The sequence below is a fragment of the Symbiobacterium turbinis genome (assembly GCF_055383075.1).
The window spans coordinates 1,473,512-1,491,006 of sequence record NZ_AP042433.1 but is presented as its reverse complement, the minus strand read 5'-3'; the positions used below and the strand labels follow the sequence as shown (position 1 = coordinate 1,491,006).

Here is a 17,495-nt window from a genome sequence, read left to right as displayed (position 1 = left end):
CATGCGCAGCTACGCCTTGCTGATCGCCGACGATGAAGCTTCGTTTCGGGAACTCCTGGAGCGGCGCCTGAGCCGCAAGGGGTATCTGGTGAAGGCCGTGGGGTCAGGCACCGAAGCGCTGGCGGCACTGGCCGAGGAAGAGTTCGACGCCGCCATATTTGATATGAAGATGCCGGGGCTCGACGGGATTGCCACGCTCAAGAGGGCGCGGGAGATCCAGCCGTCGCTCCCGGTGCTCATTCTCACCGGCCACGGCTCGATTGAGACGGCGGTGGAGGCCATCCGGGCCGGGGCTTACGACTACTTGACCAAGCCGTGCAACCTGGCAGAACTGGAGGCCATCCTGGAGCGGGCGTTGGAGCGGCGCGCACTGGAGGTGGAGAACCGCGGTCTGCGGGAGGCGCTGCGCCGCCTGGGCGACGGGCTGGAGATCGTGGGCCGCAGCGAACCGATCAGGCGCTTGCTGGACCTGACCCAGCGCGTGGCGCAGGGATCCATGCCCGTGCTGATCGAAGGCGAGAGCGGCACGGGCAAGGAGCTGATCGCCCGGGCGGTCCACCTGTGGAGCCCCAGGGCGGCGGGCCCGTTCATCCCCGTAAACGCGGGCGCGCTGCCGGCGCAACTGTTGGAGAGCGAGCTGTTCGGCCATGCACGCGGCGCTTTCACCGGGGCGGTGGCGGCAAAGCCGGGCTTGGTGGAGCTGGCGGAGGGGGGCACGCTCTTTCTGGACGAGATCGGCGAGATGCCGCTGGAGGTGCAGGCCAAGCTGCTCCGCTTCCTGGAGAGCCACGAACTGCGGCGTGTGGGGGAGACGCGCATCCGCCGGGTGGACGTCCGCATCGTTGCGGCGACCAACCGCCGCCTGCTTGATGAGGTGCAGGCCGGGCGCTTCCGGGAAGACCTGTACTACCGGTTGAACGTGGTCACGCTGCACGTCCCGCCCCTGCGGGAGCGGCGCGAGGACATCCCGCTGCTGGTGGAGCATTTCCTGGCCCGCCTGGGCTCGGAGAAGGAGATGGTTCCCGAAGCCGTGGATGTGCTCATGCAGCAGGACTTCCGGGGCAACGTGCGGGAACTGTTCAACCTGGTGCAGCGCGGCGTCATTCTGAGCCCGGATCGGTTCATCGCCCCTGAGGATCTTGGGCTTGCGGTGCGGCCCGCCCGCCCTGGGGAGCAGGGGGGAGGTGGCGCGGGGGCTGCGTCGACGGCTCCCCGGGTTGGCGGCGGAGACGCTGCCGGGGAGGCGTTCCCGACACTGGAGGAGATGGAGCGGGCGCACATCGCCAGGGCCCTGGAGCGCACGGGCTGGAACCGGGCTCAGGCGGCGCAGTTGCTCGGGGTAAGCGTGCGTACGCTGTACAGGAAGATCGAGAGCTACGGCCTCAGGTCAGGGGAGTAGGGCGAAGCGAGGCCTTGACGTATGTGGCGTTTATCGTCGTGATGCTCGCGGTGGGGATGATGATCGAGCGAGCGCAGCTGGACGTGGCTGACGGCCTGGGCGCCGTCGATTGGGTTGTGACCGGGGATCGCTGGTGATGGCGGTTTACTTGTTGTGGCGGCTCGTGCGGGCGTACGAGCGCCGGGCCGTGATGGAGGAGGAGCGAGTCCCGCCGGCAGGGACAACCTGCCGGCGGGACTTTTGCTGGATTTGCCCCTGGGGGGAGTGCAGGGGTGGTTTTCGCTGACGTGAAGTTCCCGGGGTTTGCGAGAATGTGGTGGGTAAGTGGCAAGTCGTGTGAGACTTGGGATGGCGGAGGGACGGTTTCAGCCGGCCCGGACGGTGGTAGTGTAGGAACGCAGGGTCTTGGCAGGCAGTTGAGCGAGTCGGAGCGGGCTGAACGTGGGTGAATCCGCCCTGGAGCACGACGAGGGCGGATTCCTCTCTACGTGAAGTTCCCGGGGTTTGCGAGAATGCGGGGCGCAAGTGGCAAAGCGTGTGAGACTTGGGACAGCGGCGGGGTGGTTTCAGCTGGCCCGGACGGTGGTAGTGTAGGAACGCAGGGTCTTGGCAGGTAGTCGAGCGAGTCGGAGCGGGCTGAACGTGGGTGAATCCGCCCTGGAGCACGACGAGGGCGGATTCCTCTCTACGTGAAGTTCCCGGGGTTTGCGAGAATGCGGGGCGCAAGTGGCAAAGCGTGTGAGACTTGGGACAGCGGCGGGGTGGTTTCAGCTGGCCCGGACGGTGGTGGTGCAGGAACGCGGGGCTTTGGCAGGCAGTTGAGCGAGTCGGAGCGGGCTGAACGTGGGTGAATCCGCCCTGGAGCACGACGAGGGCGGATTCCTCTCTACGTGAAGTTCCCGGGGTTTGCGAGAATGCGGGGCGCAAGTGGCAAAGCGTGTGAGACTTGGGACAGCGGCGGGGTGGTTTCAGCTGGCCCGGACGGTGGTAGTGTAGGAACGCAGGGTCTTGGCAGGCAGTTGAGCGAGTCGGAGCGGGCTGAACGTGGGTGAATCCGCCCTGGAGCACGACGAGGGCGGATTCTCTCCGCGTGAAGTTCCCACGGTTTGCGAGAATACCTGGCGCAAATTGCAAACGGTGTGAGACACGGTGAAGGGAGTCGAGAAGGCACGTGACTGGGAACAGATCCCAGAACAGGAGGAAAACGTATGATCGGCGTAGAATCCTCCCAATCGGGAGGGAAGGCTCGTGGGGAAAGGCCCCAGCGCCAGGGAGCGGCTTGCGGAGGCTCGCCTGCAGCTGAGAAAACCGATGGAAGTGCACGTGCCGGACTTGCTGTGGAAGGACCGCAGTCTGCCGGAGGGAGCCCGCTACCTGTGGGCATTCCTCTGGATGCTCCGCATTATCGGTCGGCGGTTTACCTTCGCCGAGCTGCGCGACCTCTCAGGATTGAGCCAGCACAGCGTGGTCAAGTACCTCAACCAACTGACGGAGCGGGGATGGCTGGAATACTGCCGGTCTGGGCGTACGGTTGAAGTGCGCCTGCTCTGGCCTGTGGCCTGTGACATCCTGAAACTACAGGATGATATCTTGCTCGACCGCAGCCTGCCCCACGCGGCGCGCTGGGTGTGGGGCGTGATCCGCGGGCTTGACCGGCAGTTTACCTACCAGATGCTGATGGAGCGGACAGGATACTCGCGCAACAGCTTGATCAAGTACCTCCGGGTACTTTCCGAGAGCGGCTATCTGGAAGGGGCGGTGAGACGGATCGCCCGGAAGAAGCACTTTGCGTTCGCAGCAGAGAATCCGGCGGAGGGCCGGAGGCGGGAGGAACTGGCTGTCTTTGAGAAGGACAAGTCGCTGGTCGGCCAGAAACCAGGGTACTCTTTTGGCCAGTTCCTGATGGCCCGCAAAGTGGAGCTTCGCACCGGTACCTACGTGGTGGAGAACGGCGAGCTCAACTCCTTGGTGAACCGCAAGACAGGGGGACGCCTGCAGTACGACGTGCTCCTGCCCAAGTACAACGCGGCTCTGGAGTTTCAAGGCCCCCAGCACTTCCGGGTAACTCGCTTGTACCCCAGTGAGACTCAGCTCAGGCTCCAGCAGGAGCGCGACCGGCTGAAGCGGACGCTCAGCGCACAAGCGGGGATCAAACTGGCCGAGATTCACCCGCGCAACCTGACCTTCGAATATCTTGATCGAGTGCTCACCGAAATGGGCGTCCCCCTGAGGCCGGTGCCGGATGAGAAGCGCTACGTGTACCAGGCGCTCCTCCGGTACTCAGAGCAGTATCGAGCCAAGGTCCTGCAGGAGGAACACACAACGGCATAGCGCTGCCAAACTCCCGGAATTTGGTAACGCTACTGTTCCCGCTCCAGTTCCGCCCGGATGGATGCCGCCCACGCCCGAACACGGTCGGCGGCCCCGTCGGGCTGATCGGGCAGATAGACGTCGGCGATGGTCATGGGCCAGCGCCGCAACACAGGCCTGCGCTCGGACTCCGGGCGCAGGACCCGGGCACTACCCGCATAAGCCGAGCCCATACGGCGCCGAATCTCCGATGCCGGCAACCCTCGATCCAAGTGGGCGATGAACGCCTCTCGCAGCCGGGCGAGAACGTCCGGCTGGAACTGCGCGGCATGCTGCAGGTTGTACGAGGCTACGGTGACGAAGTGGAGGGCTGCGAGGTCGGGGTCTCGCTGCTCCCATCCAATCAGCCACCCGAGTTGCTCGAAACAGTTCATTCCATTCACCGCCGGGGCGCCGCACTCGGGGCACGTGTCGGTGGGCTCGTTGTTGTCTGACATGATTGCACTCCCTTTGTCGATCTGGTTGGCAGGTGGCGTTTTGAAGCCTTGGCCCGTCGTAGGGTTCGCTTACACGTGCGCAGCATTCCTCCTGTGTCGCCGAAGCAAGGGTGCACCCCATCACCACCGAGCGGCGCGGCCAGCCCCGGCGGGCGGAGTGGCCAGCCCCGACGGACGAGCGTCCTGCCCTGGCGGACGAGCGTCCTGCCCTAGCGGACGAGCGCCCTGCCCTAGCGGACGAGCGCCCTGCCCTAGCGGACGAGCGCCCTGCCCTGGGGGAAATGCGAAAGCGGCGCCCCGCCAAGATGAAGCGGCGCCCCAGTCAAGATGACTGGGGCGCAGCGTAGGCTAGTCCGCCACGGCCGCCTGCCGCTTCTCCTCCAGGTACCGGTGGATCGCCCGTGCAGCCTTCTGCCCGGCGCCCATGGCCAGGATGACCGTCGCGGCGCCGGTGACCACGTCGCCGCCGGCGAATACGCCTGGCCGGGACGTGGCGCCGGTCTCGGGGTCGGCCACCACGCAGCCCCAGCGGTTGGTCTCCAGGCCGGGGGTGGCGTTGATCAGGATCGGGTTCGGCGTGGTGCCCAGGGCCAGGATCACCGTGTCGCAGGGCAGCACGAACTCGGAGCCGGGCACGGGCACGGGGCGCCGCCGGCCGGATTCGTCGGGCTCGCCCAGCTCCATGCGGACGCACTCCAGCCCCTTCACCCAGCCCTCCTGGTTGCCGAGCATGCGCACAGGGTTGGTGAGCCAGTAGAACTCGACGCCTTCCTCCAAGGCGTGCTCGTACTCCTCCGCCCGGGCGGTCATCTCCGCCTGGGTGCGGCGGTAGACGATCATCGCCCGCTCGGCGCCGACGCGGAGGGCGGTGCGGACGGCATCCATGGCCGTGTTGCCGGCGCCGATCACCGCAACCCGCTTGCCCACCTTGATCGGCGTGTCGTACTCGGGGAAGCGGTAGGCCCGCATCAGGTTGATCCGGGTGAGAAACTCGTTGGCCGAGTAGACGCCGGCCAGGTTTTCGCCGGGGATGCCCATGAACTTGGGCAGGCCGGCGCCGGTGCCGATGAAGACGGCGTCGTAGCCCATCTCATCCAGCAGGGCATCGATCGTGATCGTGCGGCCCACCACCACGTTGTAGCGGAACTCCACGCCCATGGCCTCCAGCCGGGCCACGTCGGCCTCCACGATCTCGTTGGGCAGCCGGAATTCGGGGATGCCGTACATCAGCACGCCGCCGGGCGCGTGCAGGGCCTCGAAGACCGTCACCTGGTAGCCCATGGCCGCCAGGTCGCCGGCGCAGGTGAGTCCGGCGGGCCCGGCGCCGATCACCGCCACCCGTTCGGGACGGCGCTGAGGCTTCTCATCCACGACCGGGCCGTGCAGCCGCTCCCAATCGGCGATGAACCGCTCCAGCCGGCCGATGGCCACGGGTTGCCGACCGCTGCGGTTCAGCACGCAGCGGGCCTCGCACTGCTCCTCCTGGGGGCAGACCCGGCCACAGATCGCCGGCAGGCGGTTGACCGCCTTCATCGTCCGGATCGCTTCCTCAATCCGCCCCTGGGCCAGCAGGCCGATGAAGTCCCGCACCGGCACCGAGACCGGGCAGCCGGCCTCGCACTGGGGATCCTGGCACTGCAGGCAGCGGGTCGCTTCATGCACCGCCATCTCCACGGTGTAGCCCAGCGGCACCTCGTCGAAGTTGGTGGCCCGGACGTCCGGCGCCTGCTGGGGCATGGGCTGCTTCTTCAGACTGATCATCGCCATCGGGTTCGGGCCTCCTTCCCACTACTCATCGCCACGGCCACAGTCCTGCTTCGCACTACTTACCGCCATGGTGCCCAGACCTCATCACACGACCGTGGCGCAACTCCCCTGGCACTGGTGCCAGCGCTCCAGGGCCTGGCGCTCCTCGTGCTTGTACATCCGGTTGCGGCGGGTGACCTCGTCGAAGTCCACCTGGTGGGCGTCGAAGAAGGGGCCGTCCACGCAGGCGAACCGGTTCTGGTCGCCCACCCGCACGCGGCAGGCGCCGCACATGCCGGTGCCGTCCAGCATGATGGGATCCAGGGAGGCGTAGGTGGCGATGCCGTGGGGCCGGGTGACCTCGGCCACCGCCCGCATCATCGGCATGGGGCCGATGGCCATCACCACGTCGTAGCCCACCGCCGCGATCTCCTGCTCCAGCAGTCCGGTCACAAGGCCGTGGTAGCCCCGGGAGCCGTCGTCGGTGCAGGGCAGGAACCGGTCGACAACGGCGCTCACCTCATCGGTGAGGATGAGCAGCGACGACGTGCGGGCGCCGACGATGGCGTCCACCTTCACCTCGGGCCGCCGGGCCAGGGCCTTGGCGATGGTGAGGATCGCCGCGGCGCCGAAGCCCCCGCCCACCAGCGCCACCCGGCCGCGCTCCGGCAGATCCACCGGCGTGCCCAGGGGGCCGGCGAAATCGGCAATGGCGTCGCCCTCGCCGTGCTGGGCCAGCCAGTGGGTGGTCTTGCCCACCTGCTGCACCACGACGGTGACGGTGCCGGCTTCCGGGTCGTAGTCGGTGATGGTGACGGGAATCCGCTCGCCGCCCTCGGCGACGCGCAGGATCACGAACTGCCCCGGCCGGGCGGCGCGTGCCACCAGCGGCGCATCGATCACGTAGAGGGCCGTCACCGGGGTCAGCTGACGCTTCTTCAGGATGCGGTACATGCCGGTTCCTCCCTCCTACAGCAGCGGGTGCTCGTGCATCGCCTTCAGGCGCTGCCAGCGGCGGTCGACCTCCGCCTCGATCTCGGCCATGAGCTCCGGGTTCTTCAGCAGGTGCTTCGTCTTGCCCATGAGTCCGGCCCACTCCCGGACCGGCACCCGCAGCCCCAGGGGCTCGGGGTCGTAGGTGATGCGGGTCTTGCCCTTCTCGATCTCGTAGAGCGGGAAGAAGCAGGAGTTGACGGCGGCCTGCAGGATCTCGGTGGTCATCGCCTCATCCGACCGCCAGTTGAGCGGGCAGGCGATCAGGATCTTGCCGTAGACCGGCCCCACGTTCTGCGCGTACCACTGCGCCTTGGCGGCCTTGCGGATGAGGTCCTCGGGATAGGACTGGGCCGCGGTGAAGACGTAGGGGATGTGGCACGCCGCCATGATCTGCGGGGTGTCCTTGTGGTGGAACCACTTGCCGGCCTGGTGCGACCCCACGTGGCTGGTGCTGGTCATGTGGCCCAGCGGGGTCGAGTAGGAGAGCTGGGAGCCGGTGTTCATGTAGCCCTCGTTGTCGTACTCCAGCATGATCAGCCGGTGGCCCCGCAGCGCAGTGCCGATGGCCGGGCCCATGCCGATATCCATGCCGCCGTCGCCGGTGACCATCACGAAGGTGAAGTCATCCCGCACCTGGATCTCGCCCCGGCGCTTGCGCTCGTAGAACATCTCCACCAGTCCCGAGAGGGTGGCGGCGCCGTTCTGGAAGAGGTTGTGGATGTAGGTGATCCGGTGCGCGGTGTAGGGATACCCGGTGGTGACCACCATCGCGCAGCCGGTCTGGAAGAGCACCACGACGTCGCCAGAGAGCGCCCGGAAGAACTGGTCCAGCGACGGGAAGATCCCGCAGCCGGGGCAGGCGCCGTGGCCAGGGGCGATGCGCCCCGGCCGGTTGCGGAAGGCCCACAGCGGGGCGTGCTCCACCTGGAGCGGGCCTCCCGCGGGATCCTCCCTGACCTGCACCAGCGGGAGGCGCAGGGCATCGGGATCCAGCGGCGGCAGGCCGGGGGGCAGCCCCTGCCCGCCCCCGTCGGGGGAGGCGCCGTGGTAGTCGAAGGGCACCGGGACCCGGCCGGTCTCTGCGGCCTCCAGCGCGAGTTCGAAGAGCGCCCGGGCGTCGTCGACGTCGAACTCCAGGCCGCCCAGGCCGTAGATCCGGGAGAGGACCAGGGTGCGGTTCTCCGGGTCGTCCTTCAGGGCGGCCTTCACCTCGTGGGAGAGGTTGCCGCCGCCGGAGCCGTAGGAGTCGGCCCGGTCGCCGACCAGTACGGCCTTGACGTTGCGCAGGGCGGCGCGGATCTCATCCGCCGGGAAGGGGCGCAGCACGTTCAGGCTGATCACGCCCACCTTCTTACCCTCCTCCCGCAACTGGTCGGCCACGTCCTTGGCGGTCTCGGCGGCGGAGTTGAGCAGGAAGAGCGCCGCCTCGGCGTCCTCCATCCGGTAGAGGTCCACGGTCCGGTACTCTCGGCCGGTGAGCTCCGCCCACTCGGCGTAGAGCTGGGGCAGCACCCGGCGGGCCGCCTCCATCGCCAGGTGGAGCTGGTACTTATTGTTGATGAGGTCCGGGTCGTTCATGTAGGGGCCGAAGGTGACCGGGCGCTGGGGGTCCAGCGCGTGGGGGAAGTCCGGCCGCTGCCCCAGGAAGGCCTGCACCGGCTCCCGGTCGGCGAAGTAGGAGACCCGGCGCTTCTGGTGGCTGGTGAAGAAGCCGTCGTAGGCGACGATCACCGGCAACCGCACGTCCGGATGCTCGGAGAGCCGCACGGCGATGATGTTCATGTCGTAGACCGCCTGGGGATCCCGGGCGAGCAGGATGATCCAGCCAGTGTTGAGGGCGAAGTAGAGGTCGGAGTGGTCGCCGCGGATATCGAGCGGACCGGAGACGGTGCGGGTGACCAGGTCGAGCACCGCGGGCATGCGGGTGCCGGCCTGTACCGGCATCTGCTCCAGGGCGTACAGGTAGCCGTTGGCGGAGGTCGCGTTGAAGACCCGGCCGCCGGCCACCGACGCGCCGTAGCAGATCCCGGCCGCGCCGTGCTCGCCGTCGGCGGGGACCATCGCGATGTCGTGCAGCCCCTCGGCCTTCATCTCGTCGAGCAGCTCGGCGATCTCGGTGGAGGGGGTGATGGGGTAGTAGCCCATCAGGTGGAAGTTGATGTGGCTCGCCGCCAGGGCCGCCATCTCGTTGCCGGACTTGAACCCGGCGACCTGGGCGGGGCGCTGGGAATCCTCCCGGCCGCTTCGGCGCGCGGCCTTCCTGCCCGGGCGATGCGGGGCGCTGCCGTCGCCCTGCGTGAAAAGGTCTTTTTCTCGAATCGCCATCCTGCCGCTACCTCCCTTCCGCGGCCGCTGCCACCGGCCGGGGGCCGAACAGCGGAACCCGCAGCCGCTCTGCGATGTCGCCGGCCTCCCGCTCCTTGGTGAGCGCGCCGGTCGGGCACTCCTGCACGCAGTGGAGGCAGCCCTTGCAGTATTGGTAGTCGATGCCGATCAGCCGCACGCCGGGGTAGCCGTTGATGCTGCGCCCGGTGGGCTCCCAGACCAGGCAGAAGTCGGGACAGACCAGGTCGCAGATGCCGCAGTCGGCGCAGAGATCCCGGTGGAACACGGGCAGGAACCCCTGCCGGGAGATGCCCATGTTCTTGGCGATGGTGTTGCCCGGCGTGGGCAGGATGCCGCCCGCCGGCGCGGTGCGGTATCCGACCACCGGGCCGGCGGCGGCCCGGCTGCCCGCGCTGGGCGCCTCGGGCGAGACGCACTCGTCGAACTGGTGGAAGCAGCGGTCGAAGGTGCGCAGGTTGGCCTCCACCAGATGGGGGTACTTGCGCTGGAAGGTGTTGCGGATCGCCTGGCGCACCGCCTCGGCCTCCAGGATGGGCGCCGCCTGGGCGATGGCCCCGAGCATGGCCGTGTTCACGCGGGTCTTCTCGGCCACCGCAGCGCCGGTGGCATCCACGCTGATGACCCGGATCCCCCCGACGGGCACCCGCGCGGCGATGTCCGCCGCAGGCGCGGGGCTGTTGACGATGAGGGTTGCGCCGGGCTTCAGTCCGGCGGTCACGCTGGGGTCGCTCAGCAGGGCCTCGTGGAAGACGGCCACCAGGTCGGGCTCCCGCACGGGGCTGGTGGTGCGGATCTGCCGATCGCCCGGCACCAGCCGCACGTAGGACTTGACGGGGGTCCCCTTCTTCTCGGACCCGTAGGAGGAGAAGTGGGCGCCGTTGAGCCCCATGCCCAGCACACCGGCCTCTGCGAGGATCTGGCCGGCGAGGTGGGCACCGAGGCCGCCGATGGATTCCAGGCGGATTTCGTAGCTGCCGTTCACTCGATCCCCACCTTTCGCTTGTTACGGAGTTCATTTTAGGCGAAGCGCCCAATTCCGACTGATTACCCGCTGTGAGTTGTTGAAACCAGGTGATAAGTGTAACGAAGGAGGCGATGGTTGTTTGTGAGGTGTCGCTCGAGGCACCGGTACAACCGTTCATCGTTCGTTTTTGTCATTTCACCGTACAAAAGGGCCAGGGGCACTCTCCTTTTGGGGAGTACCCCTGGGGCTTTTTGGGGGGTGGAGGAACACGCATCTTGTGGGAGGTGCTGAGTGCGTGGCGGTGCGGGCGGGTTTGGGAGCGCAGGCCGTAGAGGGCGCGGGCTGGTGGATTGCTCATATCGTGGTAAGTTCTGGATTCGTACCGGTGGCAGGACCCAGCTCGGGCGAATTTCGGGGTGGTCTCGGGTGCAGAGTTGCGCTCGGTTGCTCCGTGGATGAGGGCGCGACCGCCGTTATGCGGTGACCTTCGGTCAGACGAGTGCGCTCGTTGCGCGTACTCTTCACAGGGCAAAACGGGTGATAGAATATTCTATACGAGCTCTGGGCACGCTCTTTCATGTTGGTGGCCCAGCGAGGGAGGGAGGACTGGCGATGCGCGACATCTGTAGTTGTGGAGTTCCGCAGTCCCTGGCTGTACCCTTTGGTATGGTCGAGAATGCGTTCCGTCGCCTGGAGAGGCGGTTAACGGGGATGACCGAGGACGAGTTTCACTTCCGGGGTCCAGGTAACCCCAACTCCACGGCCATGCTGCTCCAGCATCTGGTCCTGGTGGACACGACCTACCTTCACTTGATGATGGGTGACACGGACCGGCTCCAGGAGATCCAGGCTCACTACGGACCTTTCCAGGATGAGAACGGGCGTATACCTGAGGCGAAAGGCGCCAAGCTGCAGGCGTTGCTGGAGGAGTACCGCTCGGTGATCGAGATGGCCCGGAGTTACGTCGCGGGCCTGGCGGAAGAAGACGTGGAGCGGGCGGTCGTGGTGCCGTGGTGGCCGGAACCGGCCACGGTTCGCTACATGCTCTGGCACATGGCAAGCCATTCCATCCATCACCAGGGGCAGATCGCCCGGCTTCGGTCGGTGTACCGAGAGCGGTAGCCCGCACGACAAGACCGGGGGTGACAGCCTGTCACCCCCGGTTGCCTTTGTGCCCGGACGGGGCCCTGATCGACGAGTTCGGTGCGCCCGGTCACAGCCCGGATGGGCGGACAGGCGGTCCGGGCGGCGCCGGCGGGCGGCGGGGCACGGTGTCGTAGACCCGCGGGTTGGGGACGGGAGGCGGCTCAGGCGGCGGTGCCAGCGGGGCCGGATTGGCCACGTACTGGAACTGCCCCGCCCGTCGGGCGATGGCCCGTGCGCCCAGCGTCCCTGCGCACTTTCGTTGCCGGCCGAGAGGTTCCAGAACTGGTAGGAGAACTGCCGGTGCTCCAGGTGAGGGGGGAACGCCGAGGGCACGGGCGTCCTCTCCAGCCCGTCCGCCTCCAGTTCGGCGATGGCGGCCAGCCACTGGTTCTTGTGCATGGTGTCGCGGGCGATCAGGAAGGCAAGCATGTCGCGGACCCCTGGATGGTCGGTCATGTTGTAGAGGCGCACCGCCTGAAGTCTTCCCTGGGACTCGGCCGTGAGGTTGTAGCGGAAATCTGCCAGCAGGTTGCCGCTGGCGGTGACGTACCGCCCATTCCAGGGGTAGCCGACGCTGTCGGCCACCTGCGGGCCCAGGCCGCTGACGATCACGTGTTGCGGGTTCATGTCGCCCAGGACCGCGGCGATGACCGGGTTGCGCGCCGCCTCTTCCTGGGACACGGGCGCCCCCTCCAGCAGGCGGGCGATCATCGTGGCCAGCATCTCGATATGGGCCAGTTCCTCCGTGCCGGTGTCCAGCAGCATGTCCCGGTACTTGCCGGGGATCCGGGTGTTCCATCCCTGGAAGAGGTACTGCAGCGCAACGGTGATTTCGCCCCACTGTCCGCCCAGCAGTTCCTGGAGCTTTTTCGCGTAGACCGGATCGGGCCGTGCCGGCTTGGCGTTGTATTGCAGGCGCCGGTCGTGGAAAAACACGGGCGCACCACCTCCCCCGGAGATGTATGCGCGTGTGGATTTGTCCAATTCAGGTCGTCTGCACCGGGCTGCGGAGAGGCGAAACGGCCCATTGTGCGGGCCATCGCCTGCATCTGACTGAGGGCGGGCGAACCGCGGCACCCTACCCACGGAACGCAACACCACAGAGGAGGATGCCGCGGTGTTTCGCATCGAGTTCGACGACCACCCCGCGTGGGAAGGCTTCATCCCCGGCATGTGGCGGCAGCGCATCGACGTGCGTGACTTCATCCAGCGCAACTACACCCCCTACGAGGGCGACGGCTCATTTCTCACCGGCCCCACCGAGCGCACGAAAGCCCTCTGGGAGAAGTTCTTCGCCATCCTGAGGCAGGAGCAGGCCACGCGCGCGCCCCTGGAGATCGACGCCAGCACGCCCTCGTCGATTCTCGCCTACGGCCCCGGCTACCTGGACAGGGACCTGGAGCTGATCGTCGGCCTGCAGACCGACAAGCCCGGCAAGCGCTCCATCTACCCGTACGGCGGGTGGCGCATGGTGGAGGCCTCGCTGGCGGCTTACGGCGTGGAGCCCGACCCTGCGCTGAAACAGATCTTCACCGAGTACCGCAAGACCCACAACCAGGGCGTGTTCGACGTCTACACCCCCGAGATGCGGCTCGCCCGCAAGAGCGGCATCATCACCGGGCTGCCCGACGCCTACGGCCGGGGGCGCATAATCGGCGACTACCGGCGGGTGGCGCTCTACGGCGTGGACAACCTGATCCGCGCGAAAGAGCTCGAGATGGCCTGGACCGAGCCGGACACGATGGACGAGGCGACCATCCAGCTGCGGGAGGAACTGCGGGAGCAGATCAAGGCCCTGCACGAGCTGAAGGAGATGGCCGCCGGCTACGGGTGCGACGTCGGCCGGCCGGCGATGGACGCCCGCGAGGCCGTGCAGTGGACCTACATGGGCTACCTGGCCGCCATCAAGGAGCAGAACGGCGCAGCGATGTCCATCGGCCGCATCTCGACGTTCCTGGACATCTACATCGAGCGGGACCTCCGCGCCGGCAGACTCACCGAGCAGGAGGCCCAGGAGCTGATGGACCAGCTCACCATCAAGCTCAGGCAGGTGGCCTTCCTGCGCACCCCCGAGTACAACGAGCTCTTCAGCGGCGACCCCACCTGGGTGACGGAGTCCATCGGCGGCATGGGCATCGACGGCCGGACCCTGGTCACCAAGAACAGCTTCCGCATCCTGCAGTCGCTCTACAACCTGGGGCCGGCGCCGGAGCCGAACCTGACAGTGCTCTGGTCCCCGCGGCTGCCCGAGGGGTTCAAGCGCTTTGCCGCGAAGGTCTCCATCGACACCAGCGCGATCCAGTACGAAAACGACGAGATCATGCGCCAGTACTGGGGAGACGACTACGGCATCGCCTGCTGCGTCTCCGCCATGCGCATCGGCAAGCAGATGCAGTTCTTCGGCGCCCGGGCCAACCTCGCCAAGTGCCTGCTTTACGCCATCAACGGCGGCGTGGACGAGCGGCTGGGCATCCAGGTGGGGCCGAAGCTGCCGCCGCTCACCAGCGACGTGCTGGACTTCGACGAGGTGTGGGACCGGTTCTTGCAGATGATGGACTGGCTGGCGCGGCTCTACATCAACACGCTCAACATCATTCACTACATGCACGACAAGTACTTCTACGAGCGGCTGGAGTTCGCGCTGCACGACCGGGACATCCTGCGCACCATGGCCTGCGGCATCGCCGGCCTCTCGGTGGTGGCCGACTCGCTCTCGGCCATCAAGTACGCGAAGGTGCGCCCCATCCGCAACGAGCAGGGGATCGCGGTGGACTTCGAACGGGAGGGGGACTTCCCCGCCTACGGCAACAACGACCCCCGGGTGGACCAGATCGCGGCCCGGGTGGTGGACGAGTTCGCCGCCCGGCTGGCCAGGCACAAGACCTACCGGGGCTCCATTCCCACCCTCTCGGTGCTGACCATCACGTCGAACGTCGTCTACGGCAAGAAGACGGGCGCGACGCCCGACGGCCGCAAGGCCGGCGAGCCCTTCGCACCCGGGGCCAACCCGATGCACGGGCGGGACGTGAAGGGCGCCCTGGCCTCCTGCACGTCGGTGGCGCAGATCCCCTACGCCTCGGCGCTGGACGGCATCTCCTACACCTTCTCCATGGTGCCCGGGGCCATGGGCAGGTCGGCCGAGGAGCAGGTGTCGAACCTGATCGGCCTGCTGGACGGCTACGCCACGTCGGGCGGGCACCACATCAACGTCAATTGCCTGAACCGGGAGACGCTGCTGGACGCGATGGAGCATCCCGAGCAGTACCCGCAGCTGACCATCCGGGTCTCGGGCTATGCGGTCCACTTCGTGAAGCTCACCCGCGAGCAGCAGCTGGAGGTGATCAACCGCACGTTCCACCAGTGCCTGTAGGGGGCGATTTCCGTGCAGCTCTGCGAGTTTACGCAGCTGGAACTGCCGGCGGCCCTGCGGGTGGGCCGGGTGCACTCCGTGGACTCGATGGGCGCGGTGGACGGCCCGGGCCTGCGCTTCGTGGTCTTCCTGCAGGGCTGCCTCTACCGCTGCCGGTACTGCCACAACCCCGACACCTGGGACCGGCGGGGCGGGGAGGAGCGGACGGTCGCGGAACTCATCGCCGAGATGCGCGCCTACGTGCCCTACATGCGGGCATCCGGGGGCGGGGTGACGGTGACCGGCGGCGAGCCGCTGCTCCAGGCCGACTTCGTGGCGGGCCTCTTCGAGGAGGCGCACAAGGTCGGCATCCACACGGCCCTGGACACCAACGGGTTCGCACCGCGGGAGCGGGCGGCGCCGGTGTTGGATCACACCGACCTGATCCTGCTGGACCTGAAGCAGCTCAACCCGGAGAAGCACCGGGCCCTCACCGGCCAGTCGAACGAGCTGACCCTGGCCTTCGCCCGCTACGCTTCAGACCGGGGTGTGCCGCTCTGGATCCGGTACGTGGTGGTGCCCGGGTGGAGCGACGCCCCGGCGGATGTGGAGGCCCTGGCGGACTTTGTGCAGGGCCTGCGGGGCGTGGAGCGGGTGGAGCTGTTGCCCTACCACCTGCTGGGGAAGCACAAGTGGGAGGCGATGGGGATCCGCTACACCCTGGAGGGGGTGGAGCCGCCGACGCAGGAGACCATGGACCGGATTCGGGCGCAGCTGGAGCGGCGGGGATTGAAGGTGACGTAGGACCGCGGCGGCAGTGCCGGAGGAAGGACTTCTCAGCGCCGCGCCGCCCTCTCCCGTGCTACGATTTAGCATAGGATTAAACGTTTAGGCAGAGAAAGGGGGAGGGCGACGATGAAGAGGGCTCTGGCTGGCGCGCTCATCTGGCTGTTTGCGCTGGGCGGCGTGGCCCGGGCCGCCGCGCCGGCGAGTTACGCCGTGAGGCCGGGCGACACGATGGGCCAGATCGCCTGGCGGCACGGCGTGACGATCGGCGAACTGGTCCGCGCGAACCCGCAGATCACGGACATCACCAGGATCTACCCCGGTCAGCCGCTCACCCTGCCCGCAGCAGGGGCGCGGGAGGCCTCCCGCTACACCGTCAAGCCCGGGGACACCCTCGGCCAGATTGCCTGGCAGAACGGCCTGACGATCGCCGACCTGGCTGCGGCCAACCCCCAGATCAGGGATATAGGCCTGATCTATCCGGGCCAGCGGCTCTCCCTTCCCGAGCCGGCCTGGAAGCGGACGGCCGACAGCATCATCGACATGGGGCTCACCTACTGGGGCACGCCGTACGTCTACGGCGCCCAGCGGTTCCAGGACAGGAGCTTCGACTGCTCTTCCTTCGTGCAGTACCTCTACGACAAGCACGGCATCGCGCTGGGCTGGAACTCCCGGGAGCAGGCCGTGCAGGGCGAGTGGGTGCACTTCGACCAGATGCGGCCCGGCGACTTGCTGTTCTTCTGGGACGACCGGTTCCCGGACGAGGAGGGAATCTCCCGGGTGCGGCATGTGGCCATCTACATGGGCGACGGTCGGATCCTTCACACCTACGAGGAGGGCGTGGGGGTGACCATGGCGACCCTCAGGGACGATCCCGAGAAGGGCGACTACTGGTACACCCACTTCCTGTTCGCGAAGCGTGTGATTCACTAGTCCGGTACGCGCCCTGCAGTCCGCCGGGGATTCCCGACCGACCGGGCTGGGCAGCGTGCGGCCGCACCCGTGACAATCTGACAACCTGACAAAATGTCATGCATGCACAGACCACCGGGGGTGACAAAATGTCACCCCCGGTGCTGCTTTGTGCTGCCCCAGTGCCGCCCCAGTGGTGCCCCAGTGGTGCCCCAGTGGTGCCCCAGTGGTGCTCCACTGCCGCCCCAGTGCGGTCCTGGCGCCACACCTGCCCGGCTGCGGAGCGAAATTTCGCCGATCCAACCGTTGGCACGTCCCTTGCTACATCTCTCTGGCGAAGGCACAAGATCCAGAGAGGGAGTGACCCCGATGACCGCAGCAGCCCAGGATCCCGGCTCGCGGAAGGAGCCCTACTGGGTGATGGTGATCGACCTGCAGAAGTGCATCGGCTGCGATACCTGCACCGTCTCCTGCAAGGCCGAGAACCGCACCCCGCCTGGCATCAGCTACAACGTTGTGATGCAGATGGAGATCGGCGAGTTCCCCCATACCCGGCGGACCTACGTGCCCCGGCCGTGCATGCAGTGCGACCGGCCGCCCTGCGTCGGCGTCTGCCCGGTGGGCGCCACGTACAAGGGCGAGAGCGGCGTCGTCATCATCGACGACGACCGCTGCATCGGGTGCCGCTACTGCATCGCCGCCTGCCCCTACGGCGCCCGGTCTTTCGACTTCGGCGAGAACTACGACGAGATGATCGCCTTCACCGAGGTGCAGGCCCCCGAGTACGGGGTCGAGCAGGGCCCCCGCCGGAAGGGGGAGGCGCCCATCGGGACGGTGCGCAAGTGCACCTTCTGCCTGCACCGCATCAACCGGGGCGAGGAGCCCGCCTGCGTGGAGACCTGCATCGGCGACGCCCGGTACTTCGGCGACCTGAACGACCCCGACTCGGCGGTGGCGAAGCTGGCCGCCAGCCCGCGGGCCTTCCGGCTGAAGGAAGAGATGGGCACTCAACCGCGGGTCATCTACCTGAAGTAAGAGGAGGGA

The 17,495-nt window shown here is 67.4% G+C and carries 13 protein-coding genes and 1 pseudogene; 8 read left to right on the top strand and 6 right to left on the bottom strand.

Features of this window, described 5'->3' with window-relative positions:
- Window position 1: 1 nt before the first annotated feature.
- From ACZ45O_RS07285 to ACZ45O_RS07275, 3 genes are all read left to right on the top strand, one after another.
- Window positions 2-1,399 (top strand): sigma-54-dependent transcriptional regulator, encoded by a 1,398-nt coding sequence (locus ACZ45O_RS07285; protein ID WP_464856990.1) that lies wholly within the window; start codon window positions 2-4, stop codon window positions 1,397-1,399.
- Window positions 1,400-1,413: 14 nt separating this feature from the next.
- Window positions 1,414-1,536: a hypothetical protein gene (locus ACZ45O_RS07280; RefSeq protein ID WP_464856988.1), complete on the top strand. Its 123-nt coding sequence runs from the start codon at window positions 1,414-1,416 to the stop codon at window positions 1,534-1,536.
- 1,111 nt (window positions 1,537-2,647) lie between these two features.
- Window positions 2,648-3,730 carry a hypothetical protein gene (locus ACZ45O_RS07275; protein WP_464856986.1) on the top strand — a complete coding sequence of 361 codons (1,083 nt, stop codon included), beginning with the start codon at window positions 2,648-2,650 and terminating at the stop codon, window positions 3,728-3,730.
- A 29-nt stretch (window positions 3,731-3,759) separates the two neighbouring features.
- Here the strand turns inward: ACZ45O_RS07275 and ACZ45O_RS07270 are convergent, their stop codons facing one another.
- The 5 genes from ACZ45O_RS07270 to ACZ45O_RS07250 all read right to left on the bottom strand — a co-directional run bounded on the left by ACZ45O_RS07270 (window position 3,760) and on the right by ACZ45O_RS07250 (window position 10,276).
- Window positions 3,760-4,206: a DUF5946 family protein gene (locus ACZ45O_RS07270; RefSeq protein ID WP_464856984.1), complete on the bottom strand. Its 447-nt coding sequence runs from the start codon at window positions 4,204-4,206 to the stop codon at window positions 3,760-3,762.
- 348 nt (window positions 4,207-4,554) lie between these two features.
- Entirely contained in the window at window positions 4,555-5,973 is a 1,419-nt protein-coding gene (gene gltA, locus ACZ45O_RS07265) for an NADPH-dependent glutamate synthase (RefSeq protein ID WP_464856982.1), read from the bottom strand.
- A gap of 84 nt (window positions 5,974-6,057) precedes the next feature.
- On the bottom strand, window positions 6,058-6,906 hold the full coding sequence (locus ACZ45O_RS07260) for a sulfide/dihydroorotate dehydrogenase-like FAD/NAD-binding protein (protein WP_464856981.1): 849 nt from the start codon (window positions 6,904-6,906) through the stop codon (window positions 6,058-6,060).
- Between the two features lie 15 nt (window positions 6,907-6,921).
- Complete coding sequence (locus ACZ45O_RS07255; RefSeq protein ID WP_464856979.1) at window positions 6,922-9,273, bottom strand: thiamine pyrophosphate-dependent enzyme; 2,352 nt, start codon at window positions 9,271-9,273, stop codon at window positions 6,922-6,924.
- Between the two features lie 7 nt (window positions 9,274-9,280).
- Window positions 9,281-10,276 carry a 2-oxoacid:acceptor oxidoreductase family protein gene (locus ACZ45O_RS07250; RefSeq protein WP_464856977.1) on the bottom strand — a complete coding sequence of 332 codons (996 nt, stop codon included), beginning with the start codon at window positions 10,274-10,276 and terminating at the stop codon, window positions 9,281-9,283.
- 594 nt (window positions 10,277-10,870) lie between these two features.
- Here ACZ45O_RS07250 and ACZ45O_RS07245 point away from each other — a divergent pair.
- Window positions 10,871-11,380: a DinB family protein gene (locus ACZ45O_RS07245; protein ID WP_464857692.1), complete on the top strand. Its 510-nt coding sequence runs from the start codon at window positions 10,871-10,873 to the stop codon at window positions 11,378-11,380.
- 234 nt (window positions 11,381-11,614) lie between these two features.
- Here ACZ45O_RS07245 and ACZ45O_RS07240 read toward each other — a convergent pair.
- Window positions 11,615-12,532 (bottom strand): annotated as a pseudogene (locus tag ACZ45O_RS07240) (manganese catalase); the annotation flags it as partial.
- Between ACZ45O_RS07240 and pflB the strand changes: the two are divergent.
- The 4 genes from pflB to ACZ45O_RS07220 all read left to right on the top strand — a co-directional run bounded on the left by pflB (window position 12,522) and on the right by ACZ45O_RS07220 (window position 17,486).
- Window positions 12,522-14,774, top strand: a complete 2,253-nt coding sequence (pflB, locus tag ACZ45O_RS07235; RefSeq protein WP_464856975.1) for a formate C-acetyltransferase — start codon at window positions 12,522-12,524, stop codon at window positions 14,772-14,774. The pseudogene ACZ45O_RS07240 and the gene pflB sit on opposite strands and share 11 nt — an antisense overlap.
- A gap of 12 nt (window positions 14,775-14,786) precedes the next feature.
- Window positions 14,787-15,557, top strand: coding sequence for a pyruvate formate-lyase-activating protein (gene pflA, locus ACZ45O_RS07230; protein WP_464856973.1), 771 nt, complete (start codon window positions 14,787-14,789; stop codon window positions 15,555-15,557).
- 111 nt (window positions 15,558-15,668) lie between these two features.
- Window positions 15,669-16,472, top strand: a complete 804-nt coding sequence (locus tag ACZ45O_RS07225) for a C40 family peptidase (RefSeq protein ID WP_464856971.1) — start codon at window positions 15,669-15,671, stop codon at window positions 16,470-16,472.
- Window positions 16,473-16,820: 348 nt separating this feature from the next.
- Window positions 16,821-17,486, top strand: a complete 666-nt coding sequence (locus ACZ45O_RS07220) for a 4Fe-4S dicluster domain-containing protein (RefSeq protein WP_464856969.1) — start codon at window positions 16,821-16,823, stop codon at window positions 17,484-17,486.
- Window positions 17,487-17,495: the final 9 nt, after the last annotated feature.